This is a genomic window from Flavobacterium aquiphilum, from assembly GCF_027111335.1.
In the GTDB taxonomy this organism is placed as follows: domain Bacteria; phylum Bacteroidota; class Bacteroidia; order Flavobacteriales; family Flavobacteriaceae; genus Flavobacterium; species Flavobacterium aquiphilum.
Window position 1 is genome coordinate 4,431,568 of the sequence record NZ_CP114288.1, and the last position, 20,224, is coordinate 4,451,791.

Annotated in this window: 19 protein-coding genes; 16 read left to right on the forward strand and 3 right to left on the reverse strand. The window is 35.4% G+C overall.

Translation table 11 applies throughout. The features are described 5' to 3' along the window. Positions 1-45: 45 nt before the first annotated feature. Complete coding sequence (locus OZP12_RS17895; protein ID WP_281226450.1) at positions 46-789, reverse strand: RDD family protein; 744 nt, start codon at positions 787-789, stop codon at positions 46-48. Between the two features lie 20 nt (positions 790-809). Here OZP12_RS17895 and OZP12_RS17900 point away from each other — a divergent pair, with 20 nt between their 5' ends. The 13 genes from OZP12_RS17900 (at position 810) to nudK (ending at position 15,783) form a co-directional block, all read left to right on the forward strand. After that, positions 810-1,778, forward strand: a complete 969-nt coding sequence (locus OZP12_RS17900; RefSeq protein WP_281226451.1) for a stage II sporulation protein M — start codon at positions 810-812, stop codon at positions 1,776-1,778. After that, positions 1,771-2,721, forward strand: a complete 951-nt coding sequence (locus tag OZP12_RS17905; protein WP_281226452.1) for a hypothetical protein — start codon at positions 1,771-1,773, stop codon at positions 2,719-2,721. The genes OZP12_RS17900 and OZP12_RS17905 overlap by 8 nt, the downstream gene beginning before the upstream one ends. After that, positions 2,714-3,484 (forward strand): DUF4129 domain-containing protein, encoded by a 771-nt coding sequence (locus OZP12_RS17910; protein ID WP_281226453.1) that lies wholly within the window; start codon positions 2,714-2,716, stop codon positions 3,482-3,484. Before OZP12_RS17905 ends, OZP12_RS17910 begins: the two co-directional genes overlap by 8 nt. Further along, positions 3,477-4,676 carry a DUF4350 family protein gene (locus tag OZP12_RS17915; RefSeq protein WP_281226454.1) on the forward strand — a complete coding sequence of 400 codons (1,200 nt, stop codon included), beginning with the start codon at positions 3,477-3,479 and terminating at the stop codon, positions 4,674-4,676. The genes OZP12_RS17910 and OZP12_RS17915 overlap by 8 nt, the downstream gene beginning before the upstream one ends. An 81-nt stretch (positions 4,677-4,757) precedes the next feature. After that, entirely contained in the window at positions 4,758-5,768 is a 1,011-nt protein-coding gene (locus tag OZP12_RS17920; RefSeq protein WP_281226455.1) for an AAA family ATPase, read from the forward strand. A gap of 121 nt (positions 5,769-5,889) precedes the next feature. After that, on the forward strand, positions 5,890-6,690 hold the full coding sequence (locus tag OZP12_RS17925) for a hypothetical protein (protein ID WP_281226456.1): 801 nt from the start codon (positions 5,890-5,892) through the stop codon (positions 6,688-6,690). Between the two features lie 56 nt (positions 6,691-6,746). Further along, positions 6,747-8,078, forward strand: coding sequence for a DUF58 domain-containing protein (locus OZP12_RS17930; protein WP_281226457.1), 1,332 nt, complete (start codon positions 6,747-6,749; stop codon positions 8,076-8,078). Positions 8,079-8,186: 108 nt separating this feature from the next. Further along, positions 8,187-8,972 (forward strand): TrmH family RNA methyltransferase, encoded by a 786-nt coding sequence (locus OZP12_RS17935; RefSeq protein WP_281226458.1) that lies wholly within the window; start codon positions 8,187-8,189, stop codon positions 8,970-8,972. 124 nt (positions 8,973-9,096) lie between these two features. Continuing rightward, entirely contained in the window at positions 9,097-10,704 is a 1,608-nt protein-coding gene (locus OZP12_RS17940; RefSeq protein ID WP_281226459.1) for a serine hydrolase, read from the forward strand. 109 nt (positions 10,705-10,813) lie between these two features. After that, positions 10,814-13,033: a RelA/SpoT family protein gene (locus OZP12_RS17945; RefSeq protein ID WP_281226460.1), complete on the forward strand. Its 2,220-nt coding sequence runs from the start codon at positions 10,814-10,816 to the stop codon at positions 13,031-13,033. Positions 13,034-13,367: 334 nt separating this feature from the next. Then, entirely contained in the window at positions 13,368-13,853 is a 486-nt protein-coding gene (locus OZP12_RS17950; protein WP_281226461.1) for a Fur family transcriptional regulator, read from the forward strand. 19 nt (positions 13,854-13,872) lie between these two features. Then, on the forward strand, positions 13,873-15,144 hold the full coding sequence (locus OZP12_RS17955; protein WP_281226462.1) for an adenylosuccinate synthase: 1,272 nt from the start codon (positions 13,873-13,875) through the stop codon (positions 15,142-15,144). Positions 15,145-15,201: 57 nt separating this feature from the next. Continuing rightward, positions 15,202-15,783 carry a GDP-mannose pyrophosphatase NudK gene (gene nudK / locus OZP12_RS17960; protein WP_281226463.1) on the forward strand — a complete coding sequence of 194 codons (582 nt, stop codon included), beginning with the start codon at positions 15,202-15,204 and terminating at the stop codon, positions 15,781-15,783. Positions 15,784-15,845: 62 nt separating this feature from the next. Here the strand turns inward: nudK and OZP12_RS17965 are convergent, their stop codons facing one another. Together OZP12_RS17965 and OZP12_RS17970 are read right to left on the reverse strand one after the other, a co-directional pair. Beyond that, positions 15,846-16,484 (reverse strand): peroxiredoxin, encoded by a 639-nt coding sequence (locus tag OZP12_RS17965; protein WP_281226464.1) that lies wholly within the window; start codon positions 16,482-16,484, stop codon positions 15,846-15,848. Positions 16,485-16,624: 140 nt separating this feature from the next. Then, on the reverse strand, positions 16,625-17,536 hold the full coding sequence (locus tag OZP12_RS17970; protein WP_281226465.1) for an AEC family transporter: 912 nt from the start codon (positions 17,534-17,536) through the stop codon (positions 16,625-16,627). 99 nt (positions 17,537-17,635) lie between these two features. Between OZP12_RS17970 and OZP12_RS17975 the strand changes: the two genes are divergently transcribed. The 3 genes from OZP12_RS17975 to meaB all read left to right on the forward strand — a co-directional run bounded on the left by OZP12_RS17975 (position 17,636) and on the right by meaB (position 19,989). Then, complete coding sequence (locus OZP12_RS17975) at positions 17,636-18,094, forward strand: RrF2 family transcriptional regulator (RefSeq protein ID WP_281226466.1); 459 nt, start codon at positions 17,636-17,638, stop codon at positions 18,092-18,094. 56 nt (positions 18,095-18,150) lie between these two features. After that, the gene (locus tag OZP12_RS17980; RefSeq protein ID WP_281226467.1) at positions 18,151-18,792 is read left to right on the forward strand and encodes an NAD(P)-dependent oxidoreductase; all 642 of its coding nucleotides are present in this window, start codon (positions 18,151-18,153) and stop codon (positions 18,790-18,792) included. A gap of 102 nt (positions 18,793-18,894) precedes the next feature. Next, a complete protein-coding gene (meaB, locus tag OZP12_RS17985) occupies positions 18,895-19,989 on the forward strand; it encodes a methylmalonyl Co-A mutase-associated GTPase MeaB (protein WP_281226468.1) in 1,095 nt (364 codons plus the stop codon). The last annotated feature ends 235 nt before the right edge of the window (positions 19,990-20,224 follow it).

The following is a 20,224-nucleotide window of genomic DNA, read 5'->3' on the forward strand; positions in this document are numbered from 1 at the left end:
TATTTTAAAATTTCATGTATCGCAAAACATCAATTTTGAAGATTGCTACATGTTTTGTGTATAAAAATTATAGTCTTTTAAAATGGTTTTTATAAATTCAATTTGATTAGGGTTCTGCATTTTAATGCCTGTCACTGCCAGAATTTTTGCTGTTAATTTCTGAATTGTTTCTACATCGCCATTTTTCTGGGCAATCTGAAAAGTCTCCTTGATAATCCGCATGTCATTATCGGACAGTTTAATAACTAATGGATAAACCGGCGAATAAGTTTCGCCTATTTCTTCAAGAATAGTACTGTTTATCGTAACATTGTTTTTAAGTGTGATAATAGCCGTTCCCGCAGCCATATCCCCCATACGTTGCGTTTTGCTACTAACCGACATGGCTATTAATCCTATCAATCCCCCAAGCATGTTGTTTTCAATAATTCTAAACAACCAACGAGTTAGATAATCGCCAAAACCAGCTTGATAACCGTCGATTTTTACGACTTTGATTTTTATAAGCTTCTTCCCTATTGTTTGCCCCTCAAAAATGCTTTCTAAAGTCACTGAATAAATCAAAACCGGAGAAAAAAAGATAATCATTATGGCAATCCTGGACCACATATCGATGCCGTTTAAAAGTCTGTCTAATTCCAATAAATAAAAAAAAAGATAAGAGAAAACAATAATATAAGCGCCCTTAACAAGCAAATCTAAGAGGCTGGCAAGCATTCTCTCCCCAACAGATGCGGCTTTAAAATTTATCGTAACATTTTGTGTTGTGCTTATAGATAATTCTGACATAATTCTTATTTTAGCAAGCGATGAGAGAAATTGCATTTATAAAAGCGAACAAAGACAAATGGCTTGAATTTGAACAAGCTATTTTTGGTAAAGCTAAAAAAAATCCTGATGAAATGGCAAATTTATACATTCAATTAATGAATGATTTGTCGTACGCCCAAACTTATTACAGCAAAAGCAAAACTGTTGTTTACCTAAATTATTTGGCTTCAAGCATCTATCAAAAAATATATAAAACCAAACGTAGCGAAAGCAATCGTTTGGTCTATTTCTTCAAAACCGAAGTCCCCTTGATCGTTTATGAATACCGTAGGTATCTTGTTTATGCTTTTTCATTATTTTTTGTCACTGTTCTTATTGGAGCAGTTTCGGCAAAGTACGATGCTAATTTTGTCCGATTAATCCTCGGCGATGGTTATGTCAATGAAACTTTAGAAAACATCAAGGCCGGGAATCCTGTAGCCATTTATAAATCTGGAAGTAACTGGGGAAGTTTTATAGGTATAACTGTCAATAATTTGTATGTGGGAATGATGTGTTATATTTTCGGTATTTTTGGTGGTATCGGTACTTTTTATTTTTCATTGCAAAACGCAATCATGCTAGGGTCTTTTCAATATTTCTTCTTCCAACAGGGTGTTTTTTGGAAAAGCGTCCGCGGTATCTGGATTCATGGTTCAATGGAAATTTTCGGAATTGTGATAGAAACTGCCGCCGGATATATTCTTGGAGCATCCATCCTATTTCCCAAAACTTATTCGAGAATGAATTCCTTCAAAATAGGATTCAAAAATAGTTTCAAGATATTGCTGAGCACCGTTCCTTTTACCATTGCGGCTGGTTTACTTGAAGGTTTTATAACTCGTTATTCCATTGATATGCCTAATTGGTTGAGCAGTTTTATAATTTTATTTACCCTGTCGATAATTTCATTTTATTATCTTGCTTATCCATTCATTGTCCATAAAAAAAAAATATCAAATGTTTGAACTCTACAAAAAGCGTGATTTAAGCGGCAATTTCTCAGACACTATAACTTTTTTCAAATCTTTTGGAAAACACTTTTTTAAAAACTTTTTCATTATCAATGGTATTTTCCTGATGATATTGATTGTTTTGATTTATTTCATTTCCAAAATCTACGCGGAAGTTCTTTTCTCCAATGTAGGAAATCCGAATAATACCTCAAACTATCTGATAAGTTATTTCGACAACAACATCTCTCTAGTCATTGGAAGCTTTATTGCCGTTTTTTTACTCGTTGTTATTTTGTCAATGCTCAACATCAGTTATCCGGTAATTTATCTGAAACTATTCGAAAAAACAAACAGTACTGATTTTTCTACCCAAGATATCATTAAAGACTTGAAACAAATCGTCGGAAAAATGATTGTTTTTTTAATCGGAAGCGTATTAGTAATTATACCTCTGAGTTTCATCGTTTTGGGTTTGCTCTTCTTGTTATGCTTCATACTCATCGGAATTCCACTCTTAATCATAGTTGGTTGCGCTTTTTTTTCATGGATCACGTTATCCTATTATGATTATATCCTGAATAATACCGGTTTTTTCACAGCCTTATCTAACGGATATACAATGGTAAAACAACAGTTTTGGAACATCGTGGGAACTACCTTCCTTATATTGCTACTTGCCCAAATAATACAGGTACTTATCACCCTAATACCGTATGTAATAGCTATGATTTGGTTGTTTAGTTCTACGCAAAACCTAGAGCCTGGAAATTCCGGGTATTTTTCTACAGTAGGCATACTTATGGCTGTTGTAATGATATTTTCAGTTTTATTAAGTTATGTTTTTAACAATTTCATTATCATCAATCAAGGACTTATTTATTATGGTTTGAAAGAAGAAAACGAAAATAGTTCCACCAAAAGTCAAATCGATTTAATAGGCACCGACATTGAATAAAATAGTAACCGTACTACTACTTTTTTTCTTTTGTTCCAATATTGGAGCTCAGGATTCTTTGGCTATAGCCAAACCTAAAAAAGAAAAAATCATTTTTACAGAAAAAGATGTTATTGTCGATTCGGCAGCTACTGAATTAAAATCTTTTGCCCCAAATTTCAAGAAAAAATACGATGCTCCTGAATTTGTCTATGAATTCAAAACTCCGGAAAAAAATGCCTGGGATCGTTTCAAGGAATGGCTGGCCAATTTGTTCAAAAATTTATTCAACTTTAGCAACAACAAAACTGCCGAGAATTTTGTAGATATTTTGGTAAGATCTCTTGCAATCCTTATCGTCATTGTCGTGATCTACATGATTGTAAAAGCTATAATGAATAATGAAGGTCAGTGGGTTTTTGGCAAAAATTCAGATAAAAAAATCATCAATTATGACGAAATCGAAAAAAATCTGCATTTGGTTGATTTCCAAAAATTGATTCAAAACAGCTTAGAATCCGGCGAAAAAAGACTAACCACAAGGTATTATTATCTTTGGCTACTCAAAAAAATGTCCGAGAAACAAATCATTGAATGGGATGTTGAAAAAACCAACTCCGATTATCTCTATGAAATAAAAGATCAGAGCCAAAAAGAGGATTTTGCCTATTTGTCCTATTTGTACAACAATATTTGGTACGGCGAATTCGAATTGGACGACCACACTTTTGCAAAAACCCGAAGTGCTTTCGAGAAATCCATAAAAAAAGTAACCAATGGGTAGAACATTAAAAATATACATCGCTTTTTTGATATTACTTTTAATCACTATTGTTGTGATAGACAGTAATAGCCCCAAACCCATCGATTGGAGGCCGACCTATGGTGTAAACGATAAAATCCCTTATGGAATGTATGTTTTAGACCATGAAATTGGCTCACTTCTGAAAAACCAAAAGATTGAAAAGTTCAACCAAACTCCTTATGAATATCTTGAAAAAAAATACGACTACGACACACTCGTAAATAATTATAAAATAAAAGGAACTTTTCTCAATATCTCCAAAATTTCAAATTTAGACAAGCAATCAATTACTGAGATTTGTTATTTTGTGAGCCATGGAAATAACGCCTTTATTAGTTCCGAAATGATTCCCAATCAGCTGTTGGACAGTTTGAATCTAAAAATGGACAGCGAATATAAATTCTCTGACAGCATTTACAATTGGGTCGCCAACAAAAAATTGGGAACCCAAAAATATAAAATTATCGAAGGCGTAAACAACAATTATTTCTCCAAAGTCGACACGTTGAACACCACTGTTTTGGGCTATCAAAATGGCGATAGCACGAGGGTTAATTTTATAAAAGTAAACTATAAAAACGGGGCTTTTTATTTGCACACTCAACCTGTGGCTTTTACAAATTTTCATTTATTAAAAGGAAATCATCACAAATATGCCGAAAAAGTCTTGTCATATATACCAAAAGGAAACGTCTTTTGGAGTATCAAAGATCAAACCGGAGAAGTAATTTCAAACTCACCGATGCGCTATATCCTGAGTCAACCCGCACTCAAATGGGCTTGGTATATTTTCCTGATTGGTATGCTTGTTTTCATATTTTTCAACGCCAAACGAAAACAAAGAATCGTTCCTATTATCAAACCGTTGGCTAATACAACTGTTGATTTTACGAAAACCATTGGGAATTTGTATTATCAGGAAGGAGACCACAACAATATTATTGAGAAAAAAATCATCTATTTCCTTGAAAAAATCAGAAACGAATACTTGATTGACACCCATAAACTTGATGATGATTTTATCAAAAAACTACACCTTAAATCCGGAAAAGATTTAGTCATTATCCAAAACGTGGTCTATTTGATTAATATGTATCGAAAAAGCCATTACCTGAGTGTTGAAGCCGATTTAGTCCAAATTAATGCCGCAATAGAGGAAGTTTTGAATTAAATGAACAAAAAAACAAAGAAGCTAAAAAAATAAAAAACAAGACACCAATTTCACCAATTCGTGCCTAAAAACAAATAAATTATGGAAGATATCACCGCCACAACCGAAAACACTACCGAAAGCGTAAATTTTCAATCTAGAATCAACCTAGAACCGCTTTTGGAAAGCATCAATAACATCAAACAAGAATTGGAAACCGTTATCGTGGGCCAAAATAAAATGATTGACCAATTGCTGGTTGCCATTTTGTCCAACGGACATGTTTTGCTTGAAGGTGTTCCTGGTGTTGCCAAAACGATTACGGCAAAACTTTTGTCCAAAACTTTAAACATTGGCTTCAGCCGAATTCAATTTACTCCTGATTTAATGCCTTCAGATATATTAGGAACATCCGTTTTTGACCTGAAAAAATCAGAATTCGAATTCAAAAAAGGACCAATTTTCTCCAACTTGATATTGATTGACGAAATCAATCGTGCCCCTGCAAAAACGCAAGCCGCCCTTTTTGAAGTTATGGAAGAACGCCAAATAACCATTGATGGCGTAACCTATGTTTTGGACGCCCCTTTCTTGGTTATTGCTACCCAAAACCCAATCGAACAAGAAGGAACCTATCGCTTGCCGGAAGCGCAATTAGACCGTTTTTTGTTCAAAATTTCTATCGAATACCCAAAAATTGAAGAGGAAATTATGATTATTCAAAGGGAGCATTCTCTTCAAAATCATGGCAAACTCGACAACATCAAAACCTTGCTTTCATCAGAAGAAATCAAGCACTACCAAACATTGGTCAAACAAATAATTGTAGAGCAAAACCTGTTGGAATACATTGCCAAAATTGTTATAAACACCCGTGAAAATGCATTTTTGTACCTTGGTGCTTCGCCTCGTGCTTCCATCGCTATTTTAAATGCCGCCAAAGGATTTGCCGCCATTCGGGGACGTGATTTCGTAACTCCCGAAGATATCAAAGAAGCTGCGATTCCTGTTTTGCAACATCGTGTTATCGTAACTCCGGAGCGTGAAATGGAAGGCATTACAAGTATCGAAATTATTAAACAAATTTTGGAAAGTGTGGAGATTCCTAGATAGAAAATGGCACACGGATTGAACAGATTTACACTGATTTATATATAAAAATTTGATTCGAAAAAATCTATACAAACATTATAACATCAGTTCAAACTTCAAGTTAGTTGGATATTGCTAAAAAATGACCGAAAAAATTGACATGAAAAAAAAAGCATTAAAAAAGGTTTTGGTTTCGGTTCTTGCTTTTGCACTTTTAATAAGTTGCAAACAAATAAATAATGAACCGGATGTTGAAAAAGCAATTTCTGATTTAACGAATAATTTTCCCCAATTCAGAAAAGGTAAATCAAAACAAACCGAATATTACAGACTCGAAAGAAGTATTATTTACGGAGAAAATAAATTTAAACTTCAACTTCGTTCTGAACCTGATAGTATAAATGATCCTCAAAAAATTTTGGTCTTAATCAATTCGAAAAATGAATGCTATGCAATTCCATTTTTTTCAAATACTTACAGAGATTATTGGGGTTTTAAACACGAAAAAGCAATACCGAATGTAAAAAAGACAAAAACCAACTTCAATAATGAATTTATTTCTGCTTTGAACTCATTAAAATTAAATGATACATTAGGAACAGGTAATAGAGTAATCACAGAAATGATCTTCTCATTATTAAATTGCAAAAGAATAACAGAAAAAGACAGTCTTGAAATATTTACTGGATATTCAAATCAAAATTATAATTTGGATAATGAACTATTTGATATCCAAACAAGAAAAAGATTCAGAAGAAATTACGAAGAATTATCGAAAGATTGGTATAAATATAAATGCTGTCCGGATTATAATTCTTTCTACGATATAGAAAATTATAGAATTTATCAAATCATAAATACGGAAGGATTTTATAATAAACCATTAAAATTAAATATAAAGTGTTACAGACAAAATGCTGTTTTTAATCATATTTCTATTTAAAAAAACATACACTAACAGCACTATTTCAAAAAATAAGTTTTCCACACACTAAACCTATGAAACTACTAAAAAGTTTATACATCAACAATTTCTTTTTCTATGCGCTTTTGGGCGTTATGGGATTGTTTATTTTGGCCTTTATTTTTCCTGCCTTGTACAATGCTACCTGGTATGTTTTGCTTATTTTATTGACTTTTTTAGTTTTAGATATACTGATTCTGTTTTATGCTAAAGACGGCATTGAAGGCGTTAGAAACATGCCCGAAAAACTTTCCAATGGAGATGAAAACGAAATAAAAATCGGCATTAAGAACTATTATACTTTTCCGATTTCGGTAAAAATAATTGACGAAATTCCTTTTCAGTTTCAAGTTCGAAATTTTGAAATCAAACAAAAAATAAAAGGCGGTTTTCAAAAAGAAATTCAGTATTGCCTGCGTCCGACAGAGCGTGGCGAATATTCCTTTGGAAATTTGAATATCTATGTTTCTTCCCCCCTGTTTTTAATTTCGAGACGTTTTCAATTCGACAATGGAAGAATGGTACCGACTTATCCATCCTACATTCAGTTACGAAAATATAGCTTAATGGCTTTTTCTAACAATTTGTTTCAATACGGAATCAAAAAAATCCGCAGAATTGGCCACACGATGGAATTTGAACAAATTAAGGAATACAATCAGGGGGACGATATCAGAACACTGAATTGGAAAGCAACGGCCAAGAAAAACAATCTGATGGTCAATCAGTTTCAGGACGAAAAATCGCAATCAGTTTACATGATAATTGACAAAGGCCGTGTAATGAAAATGCCTTTCAACGGACTGAGTTTACTCGATTATGCCATAAACGCCACCTTGGTTTTATCGAATGTCATCTTGAAAAAACAAGACAAAGCCGGAATGCTGACCTTTTCGAAAAAAGTGGAAAACCGTGTTTTTGCCGAAAAACGCGCTTCGCAAATGCATAAAATTTTGGAAACTTTATACAACATCAAAACGGATTTCTTTGAAAGTGATTTTAGCTTTTTGTACAGCGACATCAAAAAGAATATCAACCAAAGAAGTTTGATTGTTTTGTACACCAATTTTGAGACAATGGATGCTTTGCATCGACAACTTCCCTATTTGAAAGGAATAGCCAAAAACCATTTGCTAATTGTGGTATTCTTCCAAAACACGGAACTCAACGAAATCATTACAAAAAAAGCTAATAATATTCAGGAAGTTTACGACAAAGTAATCGCTGAAAAATTTTCGTTCGAGAAGAGATTAATCGTCAACGAACTCAAGAAATATGGAATTTATTCTGTCCTGACCCAACCCCAAAACCTAACTTTGGACACCATCAATAAATATTTGGAAATCAAAGCTAGAGGGATTCTTTGATTTTAGAATTTAGATTGCAGAGTTTAGATTTTAGATTTAAAGATAACCGCAGATTTGATTTAAAAAAAAGATGATACCTTTGTTTCCTCAAACTTTTCTGTTCAAAAAATGAAACAAATCACTTCTGTCCAAAACCCTTTTATAAAATCTTTAGTCTTATTGGGGGAAAAAGCAAAAGCCCGTAAACAATCGGGAACTTTCCTGATTGAAGGCAAACGCGAAATTACATTGGCAATAAAAGGAGGATATGAAATAGAAACAATTTTATTTTTGCCCGAAGTTTGTTCCGAAACCGAAACCCGTAAATTATCAAACAAAGCCGAATTGATAGAAATCAACAAAGAAGTCTATCAAAAACTGGCATATCGTGACACCACCGAAGGAATTTTGGCTGTAGCCAAAGCCAAATCAATGCAATTATCCGACCTAAAATTATCCGAAAACCCATTGATCCTTATCGCCGAAGCGATCGAAAAACCTGGAAACATAGGTGCTTTATTGCGCACCGCTGATGCTGCAAATCTCGACGCTGTAATTATTGCCAATCCAAAAAGTGATTTGTACAATCCGAATGTGGTTCGGTCAAGCGTTGGCTGTTTATTCACCAATCAAATTGCGACAGGAACAACATCTGAAATTATTGCTTTTCTGAAAGAGAAGAACATCAATTTTTATTGCGCTACGCTGCAAAATTCGACTTCCTACCATACCCAAGACTACACTTCGCCTACGGCTTTGGTTGTTGGAACCGAAGCAACCGGACTCACACAAGAATGGCGTGATGCAGCTACACAAAACATTATTATCCCTATGCAAGGCGAAATTGACAGTATGAATGTATCGGTTGCCGCAGCGATTTTAATATTTGAGGCCAAAAGACAGAGAGGATTTTAGAGGTTAGAAAGTAGAAAGCAGAAGTCAGAAAGCAAAAAATAGAAGTTAAAATTTGACACAAAGTATATCCATCTAGTCTCCCTCCCCTTTGGGGAGGGTTGGGGTGGGGTAAAATAGAGAAAAGATGAAAATCAAAAACATAAAAACATTCATTAATAAACTATCAACGTTCTCGTCTCCCTTCCCTTTGGGGAGGGCTGGGGTGGGGATTCTTTTATTACTCACTCAATTTTCTTTTGCCCAAATCACAGAACTGGAAGTTGATAATGTTGTCAATCGTGCTTTAACAACTTTTAATGTCCCAGGAATTGCGGTTGCGGTAGTTAAAGACGGAAAAGTAGTGCTATCTAAAGGCTATGGCGTAAAATCGATCCTGACCAATGAAAAAGTAGATGCCAATACACTTTTCGGGATTGCATCCAATAGCAAAGCTTTTACGACTGCTGCTTTAGCCATTTTGATAGACGAAGGCAAGTTAAAATGGGATGACAAAGTCATTAATTATCTCCCAAATTTCAAAATGTACAATGATTATGTGACCAATGAATTTACAATTCGAGATTTGTTGACACACAGAAGCGGATTGGGTCTTGGCGCAGGAGATTTGATGATTTGGCCTGACGGAAGCAATTTTACGGCACAGGATATCATACAAAATCTACAGTATTTAAAACCTATTTCAGCTTTCAGAACAAAATATGATTATGACAATTTATTGTACATCGTTGCCGGCGAAGTGGTTCACAAAGTAAGCGGAATGAGCTGGTGCGATTTTGTTGAAAGCCGAATCATGAAACCTTTGGAAATGAATAACAGTGCCGCCTCGTTTGTTCGTTTAAAAGACACCAGCAATGTTATTGCACCCCATGTTCCGCTTAACGGAAAACTAAAAATAATTTCGAGATATAAAAATCACATATTGGATGCTGCGGGCGGAATTTACTCAAGTGTAAACGACATGAGTAAATGGGTAATTATGCAATTAAATAATGGAAAATACGGTCCCGAAAACAAACAGTTATTCTCCGAGAAAGAACACAATGAAATGTGGACGCCTCAAACTATAATCCCTGCCACAACAAGGCCTCCTTACAACACCCATTTCAGTTCGTATGGATTGGGTTGGTTTTTGAGTGATGTCAAAGGATACAAGCAGGCAACTCACACCGGAGGTTTGGAAGGAATAGTGACCCAAGTAACCTTATTGCCTGAACTGAATTTAGGAATTATAGTTTTGACCAATCAGCAATCAGGAGCTGCATTTAATTCTATTACCAACACTATAAAAGACAGTTATTTGGGTATAAAACCAGAAGACTATGTTGCCGCTTATAGTAATAGAGCAAAAGCCACTCAGGAATCGTCAGATAAAAAAACAGAGGAAGTTTGGGCTTTGGTAACCAAAAACAAAAAAGACAATATCAAAATTGATTTCAAAAATTACATTGGAACCTACAAAGACAATTGGTTTGGCGAAATTGTAATCAGCGAAAATAAAGGAAAATTGTTTTTTGCATCCAAACGTTCTCCGCGACTATCGGGAGAATTATTTCTTTACAAAGACAAAAATTTGGTTGTAAAATGGAACAACCCTTATTTCGAGGCCGATGCTCATTTGTTTTTTGAATTTGACAGCAACGGAAAAGCCTCTGGCATCAAAATGAAACCTATTTCGGAGTTAACCGACTTCAGTTACGATTTTCAAGATTTAGATTTTAGAAAAGTATTTTGAGCGATGAAAATCAAATCATAATTCTAAAATCAAAAATCTTAAATCTGCAATCCTCTCCCTTGCAAATCTCCTTAAAAATTCTTATTTTTAGGAATTGAACCATGCCGTTATGATAGAAATCGATATAGAAAAAGAAAACAAAGCAATTGCTCAAGAATACAAAGAATTACTTCGTATCAGTTACCAAACCTTAACCACAGAGGATAAAAAACTGATTCGCAAGGCTTTTGACGTCGCTGTAGATGCTCACAAGGATCAACGCCGCAAATCGGGAGAAGCATATATCTTCCATCCTATTGCTGTGGCAAAAATTGTCGCTTCCGATATTGGTTTGGGAGCAACGTCCATCGCAGCCGCTTTATTGCACGATGTTGTCGAAGATACGCCAATCACAGTAAAAGACATTGAAAAAATGTTTAATCCTAAAATCGCCCAGTTGGTTGAAGGATTAACCAAAATATCATTGGTACAAAAAGATTTAAACGTATCGATGCAAGCCGAGAATTTCCGCAAAATGCTACTAACCCTGAATGATGACGTTAGGGTAATCCTCATAAAAATTGCCGACCGATTGCACAATATGCTCACTATGGATTCCATGGTAGATTATAAACAGATCAAGCTGGCATCCGAAACCTTGTACATCTACGCACCATTGGCGCATCGTTTGGGACTTTATAAAATCAAAAACAAACTTGAAGATTTAGGATTAAAATACACCGAACCAGAAAGATACAATTCCATTGTCAGCAAAATAAGGGAAACCAAAGAAGAACAGGATTTATACATCAAAGATATTTCCGAAGTACTCCAAAAAGCACTAGATGAAGAAAATATCGATTACATCATCAAAGGCCGACCAAAATCCATTTATTCGATTAACCGAAAAATGTTGGCGCAAAACGTGAGCTTCGACGAAGTTTACGACAAATTTGCCTTGCGTATTGTTTACAAATCCAATCCGCACGACGAAAAATTCCTGGCGTGGAAAATCTACTCCATTGTAACCGATCATTACAGACCCAGCCCAAGCCGCTTGCGCGACTGGATTTCGTCACCAAAATCAACTGGTTACGAAGCCTTGCACATTACCGTTATGGGACCAAAAGGCCGTTGGGTCGAAGTGCAGGTGCGAAGCGAACGCATGGACGAAATTGCCGAAAAAGGATATGCCGCCCACTACAAATACAAAAATGGAGCTACCGAAGAAAATGGTCTCGATGTTTGGCTGAACCTTTTGAAAGAAGCCCTCGAAAACTCCGAAACAAGTGCAGTAGATTTTGTGGAAGATTTCAAAATGAACCTGTACTCCAAAGAGATTTATGTATTTACACCAAAAGGGGAAATCAAAAGTTTACCCAAAGGCGCCACGTCACTTGACTTTGCCTTTAGTATCCACTCCGAATTAGGAATAAAAACCAGAGGAACCAGAGTTAACGGAAAATTAGTCCCTTTAAATTACGAACTAAAAAGCGGGGATCAGGTCGAAATCATTACCTCTCCCCACCAAAAACCAACAATCAACTGGTTGGATTATGTAACCACTTCGAGAGCAAAAAATAAAATCCGAAATGTCCTCAACGAAGACATCAAGAAAATTGCCGAAGACGGAAAAGAATTACTTACCCGTAAATTAAAACATCTAAAAGTTACCTTAAACGAGCAAACAACTAACGAGTTAGTCAACTTTTTCAGGTTAAGAACAAGTTTGGATTTGTTTTACCGAGTTGGCGTTGGATCTATTGACAACCAACAATTAAAAGATTTTGCAGCGCAAAAAAGCAATACGCTGATCAATTTCTTCAAAAGCAAAATCAAGCGTTCCCACAACACTGCCGACGAGGACATTCACAAACAAGTCATCAGCAGCAATTACGACATGCTCGTTTTTGGAAAAACACACGACAAACTCGATTACAAACTATCCAGTTGCTGTAACCCGATTCCTGGTGACGAAGTTTTCGGTTTTGTGACCATAAATGAAGGAATCAAAATCCATAAAAAAGACTGTCCAAATGCCATTTCGTTACAATCCAATTATGCCTATCGCATCATTCAGGCCAAATGGATCGACTCGACCCAGCAAGACTTCAAAGCCGTAATCAACATTATGGGAATGGACTCTTTGGGACTTACAAACGAATTGACAAAAGTCATTTCAAACAACATGAACGTAAACATCCAAAGCATTTCGCTCAACGGTGAAGCAGGTATTTTCAAAGGACAAGTATCCGTGATTGTGCCCAACATCACCATTTTGAAAAAACTGATGGACAACATCAAAAAAATTGACGGAATTGACAAAGTGACACGAGTGTACAAAAACTAAAATATACAAAATAAACTTTAAGAGTCAAAATTGTGATAATCACAACTAAAAGACAAAAAACAATAATTGTAAAATTTATTTGGGCGTGCCACCATCCCGATAAAAAGGGCCATTCTCTTTTGCGGGTATACGCCCTTTTATCGGGATGCTGTCGGGCTATCCATGCTACTTTGGTAGCCTATTCCTATCCCTCACGCAGTGTCAAAACAATCTAGTTTCCAATAAAAAAGAACATTTGCCAACCATCATTTAACCTAAAAAATGAAGTGCTGATTTTAGAATTAAAAACCCTATTTTTTTATACTTTTAAAATAAAAATTTATCTTTGCAAAATATGACACTCATTTCAACAGATAACAACAAAAACCAAGAGATTGTAAAAAATGTTTTTACAATGTATCTTGAAAACAAAGGGCACCGAAAAACTCCTGAACGGTATGCTATCCTCCAAGAAATATACGACAGTGAAGAGCATTTTGACATTGAGAACCTCTATCTCAAAATGAAAAACAAAAACTACCGTGTCAGTAGAGCAACCCTTTACAATACTATCGAATTATTATTGGACTGCGCCTTGGTTCGCAAACACCAGTTTGGACAAAATCAGGCTCATTATGAGAAGTCCTATTTCGACAAACAACATGATCACATCATCATGACTGATACCGGAGAAGTGATTGAATTTTGTGACCCACGAATTCAGACTATCAAAAAGACAATCGAAGAAATTTTTGATATCGAAATCACAAATCATTCCCTATACTTGTACGGAAACAAGAAAAAAACAAACACAGAGGAAGAAAATACAATAGAAAATTAACTGCAAATAAAAACTTAGAATGACTGTAGATTTATTATTAGGATTACAATGGGGAGATGAAGGAAAAGGAAAAATTGTTGACGTTCTTACATCAAATTATGATATAATCGCTCGCTTTCAAGGAGGTCCAAACGCAGGACACACTTTAGAGTTTGACGGAATAAAACACGTTCTTAGAACCATTCCTTCAGGAATTTTCCACAAAACAGCTGTAAACATTATCGGAAACGGAGTGGTTATTGACCCTGTAGTTTTTCAAAAAGAAATCGAAGGTTTAGCTAAATTTAATATGGATATCAAATCCAAATTAATCATTTCAAGAAAAGCACATTTAATTTTACCTACACACCGCTTACTAGATGCCGCTTCTGAAGCATCAAAAGGGAAAGCAAAAATCGGTTCTACTCTTAAAGGAATTGGACCAACTTACATGGACAAAACCGGAAGAAACGGGTTACGTGTAGGAGATACTGAATTGGAAGATTTCAAAGAGCGCTACAGAGCTTTGGCTGACAAACACGAGGAAATGATTAAATTCTACGATGTTAACATTCAGTACAATTTGGCTGAAATGGAAAAAGAATTCTTCGAATCTATTGAAGTTTTAAAAACATTAGATTTTATTGACAGTGAAGAATATTTAGCGCAAGCTCAAAAAGCAGGAAAATCAATCCTTTGCGAAGGAGCTCAAGGCTCATTGCTTGATGTTGATTTCGGAACTTATCCATTTGTAACCTCATCAAACACTACTGCTGCTGGTGCTTGTACAGGTTTAGGAATTGCACCAAACAAAATCAAAGAAGTTTACGGAATTTTCAAAGCTTACACTACACGAGTAGGAAGCGGACCTTTCCCAACTGAACTTTTTGACGAAGACGGTGCTACAATGGCAAGAGTTGGAAACGAATTTGGATCTGTTACAGGAAGACAAAGACGTTGTGGATGGTTGGATTTAGTGGCATTAAAATATGCTGTTCAAATCAACGGAGTAACGCAATTAATGATGATGAAAGGCGATGTTCTTTCAGGTTTTGAAACTTTAAAAGTTTGTACTGAGTACAACTACAAAGGAAAAAACATTTCACACTTTCCATACAACATCGAGCCGGAAAACGTAACTCCGGTTTTCAAGGAATTCAAAGGATGGCACCAAGACTTAACAGGAATGAGCACTTATGACCAATTGCCTGTTGAATTGAAAGAATATATCGAATTTATAGAAAAAGAAGTCGAAGTTCCGATCAAAATTGTTTCGGTTGGACCAGACAGAAAACAAACTATAACAAAATAATCCAATTAAACGTCCCGCAAATCGGGACGTTTTTTTTAACAAAAATCCACCAATACTATGTCGAATCCTAAATATAAAATTCAAAAAACAGAACTACTGTCCGACAACTGGTACCTTTTAAATAAAGTTACAGTTGACTATCAAAAAAGGGATGGTTCTTGGGACACGCAAATTCGGGAAGTCTATGACCGAGGTAACGGTGCCGCAATTTTGCTGTACAACAAAACCAAAGGAACCGTTATTCTAACCCGACAGTTCAGACTTCCAAGTTATTTGAATGATAATGAAAGTGGATTATTGATAGAAGTTTGCGCTGGATTATTAGACAAAGACAATCCCGAAGCCTGCATTATCCGCGAGTCCGAAGAAGAAACAGGATACCGTCTTCATTCGGTCAAGAAAGTTTTTGAAGCCTATATGTCTCCGGGAGCAGTAACCGAAATTCTGCATTACTTCATAGGAGAATATGATGATAACATGAAAGTGGGTTCAGGCGGCGGATTGGAGCACGAACAAGAAGAAATCGAGGTAATCGAAATGCCTTTTGACCAAGCTTACGACATGATTGCATCAGGAGAAATACGCGATGCCAAAACCATCATATTACTGCAATATGCAAAAATCCATAATTTAGTTTAATAAAAAAGTCCTAACAGTTTTCAAAAACCTGTATAGGACTAACTTATAAAACTATCCGAAAACTACAAATTCGGTTGAGGAGTCATTCTTAAATACGGTTTTATAGGCGTATGTCCTTTAGGGAATTTGCTTGGAATTTCACTATCAGGAATAGCAGGAGCGATTACAACATCCTCGCCATGCTTCCAATTTGCAGGTGTTGCCACACTGTAATTTGCCGTTAATTGCAGACTATCGATAACTCTTAGCAATTCTTCAAAATTTCTTCCTGTGGATGCGGGATAAGTCAACGTCAATTTAATTTTCTTGTCACTCCCGATAACAAATACCGAACGCACCGTAAATTTCTCGCTTGCATTTGGGTGAATCATGTCATAAAGCATCGCCACCTCCCTGTTTTCATCGGCTATAATAGGAAAATTAACCGTTGTATTTTGAGTTTCATTTATGTCTTTTATCCATTCTAAATGCGATTCCAATCCATCAACGCTTAAGGCAATTACTTTTACGTTTCTTTTTGCAAATTCAGGATAATAATTTGCCACAGTGCCCAACTCTGTAGTACAAACTGGCGTAAAATCGGCTGGATGCGAAAACAACACTCCCCATGAATCGCCTAGCCATTCATGAAATTGAATAGTCCCCATTGAGGTTTCTGCCTTAAAATCTGGAGCCGTGTCTCCCAAACGTAATGTTCCCATAGTTCTATATATTTAGTTTAGCCTAATAAAATTAAATAAAAAACTTCATTTTCAAACACAAGAACCTAAAATTAAATTAGTTACAAAATCAACTAAGAAATAGAATACAAAGTTTAAAGTTTGGAAGTACAGAGTATTCCTTAGACAAAACGCATAATAAACCACCAAAATACCAAGGTGATGAATGAAATTGGAATTCCAAAACCAATCATCATACTGCATAGTCTTGGCTTTAAACCATAAGAAGAAGCAATTATACTGGACGAAATCATTGGAGCCATAGCGGCTTCCATAACCGAAACCTGAATCATTTTTCCTTGTTGTCCCAAAATAACAACATACAACAAATAAATCAAGGCAGGCGTAAAAATCAATTTGTAAAAAAGTCCAAGTCTGAGGAATTTAAAATGCTTGCTTTTTTTATCGAATTGCAATTGCAAGCCTACTGAAAGCATAGCTAATGGAGTCATTACACTGCCCACTTTTTGCAAACCAAACTGAATATATTGGTAAAAATCATAATGAAACACATTCATAAAACAGGCTAACAGAAAAGCAATAAACGGTGGAAAAAACAATATTTTCTTTAAAATCTCCAATCCATTCGGCCTACCTGTAGAATAAACAGTGGCAACAAGAACTCCTAAAGTAGAAAGCACTACAAATGTACCAGGTTGATCGACTAAAATTGCCATTTTCAACCCTTCTTCACCGTACAAAGCTTGCACAATGGGAAAACCCAAAAAAGATGTATTGCTAAAACCAGCAGTCATAATCAAGCAACCTGTCAGTTTTCTAGACCATTTTAATTTTGCTCCCAAAAGACTAAAAACTAAGATTGAGGTTGTAAAACCGATCCACGTCACACCTATCGGATACAATAAATGAGTGTCTAACTTAATCTTCGGAATGTAAAATAAGGCCAACGAAGGAAGGCAATAATAAATAACAATATGATTAAACAGTTTGTAAGCATTGGTTGGAAACCGCTTCACTTTTTGCAAAATGAGTCCAAGCAATAAACAAACGAAAATTATAATAATGTTATACATAGCGCCAAATTGAGTGCAAAAATACCACTAAAAATTCGCTAAGCAAAACAGATAAGTAATTTAAAGCCTTTGAAATTTATTTTTATTTAACACAAATAAATGATACAATTCAACGATAAATTTTATATTTGCAATAAATTTTATTACAGTATGATTTCGGGTAAATTTGCCATCACAATACATATACTAACATTGCTTTCAAAATTTCCGGATGAATATCTGTCATCCGATTTTATTGCTGGTAGTATGAACGTGCATCCTGTTTTGGTCAGAAAAGAAATTTCAAACCTGAAAAAAAATCATATTGTGGAAAGCAAAGAAGGGAAAAATGGAGGCACCCGCCTTTTGAAATCATCTTCAAAAATCACTCTGGACGACATATTCAAAATGACTTTTGAAACGGCAACATTAGGCTTTTCAAAAAACGATCCAAACCCTAACTGTCCTGTTGGCAAACAAATAAACAAAAATTTGGATAACTTATATAGTGATATCAATAAAACAATCAACATGCAATTAAGCGAAATTACTTTGGAAGATTTTTCCAATCAATTTTAGAACTATTTTTTTAAATAAAACTGTAACTTTTTTTATTACTTTTAAATATATACATTATGAAAATCGCACTCATCGGAGCAACCGGATTTGTTGGGTCCAACATTTTAAATGAATTATCAAACAGAAACCACCAGATTACTGCCATTGCAAGAAATCCAAAAAATGAAACAACTGCCAATTGGGTTTCGGCGGATATTTTTGACATTGATGCTTTGGCTGAAATTCTTAAAGGACATGATGTGGTCATAAGCGCCTACAATCCTGGATGGGCAAATCCAAACATCTATAATGATTCTGTTACCGGTTCAAAATCAATTCAGGAAGCGGTAAAAAAATCGGGGGTAAAACGTTTCATTACAATTGGCGGTGCAGGAAGTTTATATATTGCACCAAACCTACAATTGATTGACACTCCAGAATTTCCAAAAGAAATATTTGACGGAGCAAACGCAGCAAGAGAGTATTTGGAAGTTATCAAACAAGAAAAAGATCTTGATTGGGCATTTTTCAGTCCGGCTATCGAAATGCACCAAGGAATCACAACCGGAAGAACAGGAAAATATCGTTTGGGATTAGAAAATCCGGTTTTCAATGAAGAACAAAGGAGCGTCTTATCAGGAGAGGATTTAGCAGTTGTCATCGCCGATGAAGTAGAAAATCCAAAACACCATCAGGTTCGCTTTACCGCAGCTTACTAACTTTTTCCATTAAATAAGTTTCAAAAAAACGGTTTCAAAGATTCGTCTTTTGAAACTGTTTTTGTTTTGACTAATTTTACATTTTAGAAAAAAACAACCATTTTGTCGATCCAAAAAACCGTATCTAGCAGCCTAAACGAAAAAGCAGGTATTTCGCAACCCGAAATAACCAATCTTGATGCTATTGAACAAATTAAGAAATCCAGAAAAAAACAACCTTCCGCAAAAGAATTGATTGATGGAATTTTGAATGGAAATACTATTGCGCTTAGCCGGGCCATCACTTTAATTGAAAGCACGAATACTGACCATCAGGAAAAAGCAAACGAAGTCATCAACGGCTGTTTACCTCATGCCAATCAATCGATTCGGATAGGAATCACAGGAGTTCCGGGTGTTGGCAAAAGTACTTTTATCGAAGCTTTCGGAAAACATTTGACGAGTTTAGGCAAAAAAGTAGCTGTTCTTGCCGTTGACCCAAGCAGTACCATTTCGCACGGAAGTATTCTCGGGGACAAAACACGCATGGAAGAATTGGTAAAAGATTCAAATGCATTCATTAGGCCATCGGCATCAGGGGAAACTTTGGGCGGTGTAGCAAGAAAAACCAGAGAGACAATTACCCTTTGTGAAGCTTGCGGATTTGACATCATCTTAATCGAAACTGTTGGCGTCGGGCAAAGCGAAACAGCCGTTCACAGTATGGTTGATTTCTTTTTGCTGTTAAAAATTGCCGGTGCCGGAGATGAACTCCAAGGCATCAAACGCGGTATTATGGAAATGGCCGATGCCGTTGTCATCAATAAAGCGGATGGCGATAACATCAAAAAAGCCAATTTAGCCAAAATGGAATTCGACCGGGCTTTACATCTTTTTCCGAAAAAAAAATCGGGATGGATTCCAACTGCCTCAACCTGCAGCTCTTTGAATAAAGAAGGTATCGATTCTGTATGGCAAACTATTTCGGATTATGTCGAATTGGTGCATTCTAATCATTATTTCGAAGAAAAAAGAAAAGAACAAAATCTTTTTTGGATGATGGAAACCATTGATGAACAATTAAAAAAGCATTTCTACAATCAACCGAAAATTATTGAATTATTAGAATCCACAAAAAATGAGGTTCAGGATAATGCCATCTCCCCTTTTGCGGCAGCGAAAATTTTATTGGACAATTATTTTAAGAATAAAGAATAACCATAAATAGTATTTGTCTATTTTTCTTATTTTTGTCCTTCTGTTTATGGACATACAAGGTTTTATCTCTAAGGAATTGGCCTTAAAAACTACCAATAAAAATCATTAAAATACAAGGTATGAAATGAGCATGACTACAAATTTGGTTATAAACACCAATAATAATATGCGACTCGAGCGAAAGAGACAGGTGAAACAATTACATATAACAGATAAAAAACAATAAATAGCAACA

What these genes read in the sequence shown, in the direction of transcription:
- OZP12_RS17895 (WP_281226450.1), bottom strand. Translation starts at nt 789, where the DNA reads ATGTCAGAATTATCTATAAGCACAACACAAAATGTTACGATAAATTTT.
- OZP12_RS17900 (WP_281226451.1), top strand. Translation starts at nt 810, where the DNA reads ATGAGAGAAATTGCATTTATAAAAGCGAACAAAGACAAATGGCTTGAA.
- OZP12_RS17905 (WP_281226452.1), top strand. Translation starts at nt 1,771, where the DNA reads ATGTTTGAACTCTACAAAAAGCGTGATTTAAGCGGCAATTTCTCAGAC.
- OZP12_RS17915 (WP_281226454.1), top strand. Translation starts at nt 3,477, where the DNA reads ATGGGTAGAACATTAAAAATATACATCGCTTTTTTGATATTACTTTTA.
- OZP12_RS17920 (WP_281226455.1), top strand. Translation starts at nt 4,758, where the DNA reads ATGGAAGATATCACCGCCACAACCGAAAACACTACCGAAAGCGTAAAT.
- OZP12_RS17925 (WP_281226456.1), top strand. Translation starts at nt 5,890, where the DNA reads ATGACCGAAAAAATTGACATGAAAAAAAAAGCATTAAAAAAGGTTTTG.
- OZP12_RS17930 (WP_281226457.1), top strand. Translation starts at nt 6,747, where the DNA reads ATGAAACTACTAAAAAGTTTATACATCAACAATTTCTTTTTCTATGCG.
- OZP12_RS17935 (WP_281226458.1), top strand. Translation starts at nt 8,187, where the DNA reads ATGAAACAAATCACTTCTGTCCAAAACCCTTTTATAAAATCTTTAGTC.
- OZP12_RS17940 (WP_281226459.1), top strand. Translation starts at nt 9,097, where the DNA reads ATGAAAATCAAAAACATAAAAACATTCATTAATAAACTATCAACGTTC.
- OZP12_RS17945 (WP_281226460.1), top strand. Translation starts at nt 10,814, where the DNA reads ATGATAGAAATCGATATAGAAAAAGAAAACAAAGCAATTGCTCAAGAA.
- OZP12_RS17950 (WP_281226461.1), top strand. Translation starts at nt 13,368, where the DNA reads ATGACACTCATTTCAACAGATAACAACAAAAACCAAGAGATTGTAAAA.
- OZP12_RS17955 (WP_281226462.1), top strand. Translation starts at nt 13,873, where the DNA reads ATGACTGTAGATTTATTATTAGGATTACAATGGGGAGATGAAGGAAAA.
- nudK (WP_281226463.1), top strand. Translation starts at nt 15,202, where the DNA reads ATGTCGAATCCTAAATATAAAATTCAAAAAACAGAACTACTGTCCGAC.
- OZP12_RS17965 (WP_281226464.1), bottom strand. Translation starts at nt 16,484, where the DNA reads ATGGGAACATTACGTTTGGGAGACACGGCTCCAGATTTTAAGGCAGAA.
- OZP12_RS17970 (WP_281226465.1), bottom strand. Translation starts at nt 17,536, where the DNA reads ATGTATAACATTATTATAATTTTCGTTTGTTTATTGCTTGGACTCATT.
- OZP12_RS17975 (WP_281226466.1), top strand. Translation starts at nt 17,636, where the DNA reads ATGATACAATTCAACGATAAATTTTATATTTGCAATAAATTTTATTAC.
- OZP12_RS17980 (WP_281226467.1), top strand. Translation starts at nt 18,151, where the DNA reads ATGAAAATCGCACTCATCGGAGCAACCGGATTTGTTGGGTCCAACATT.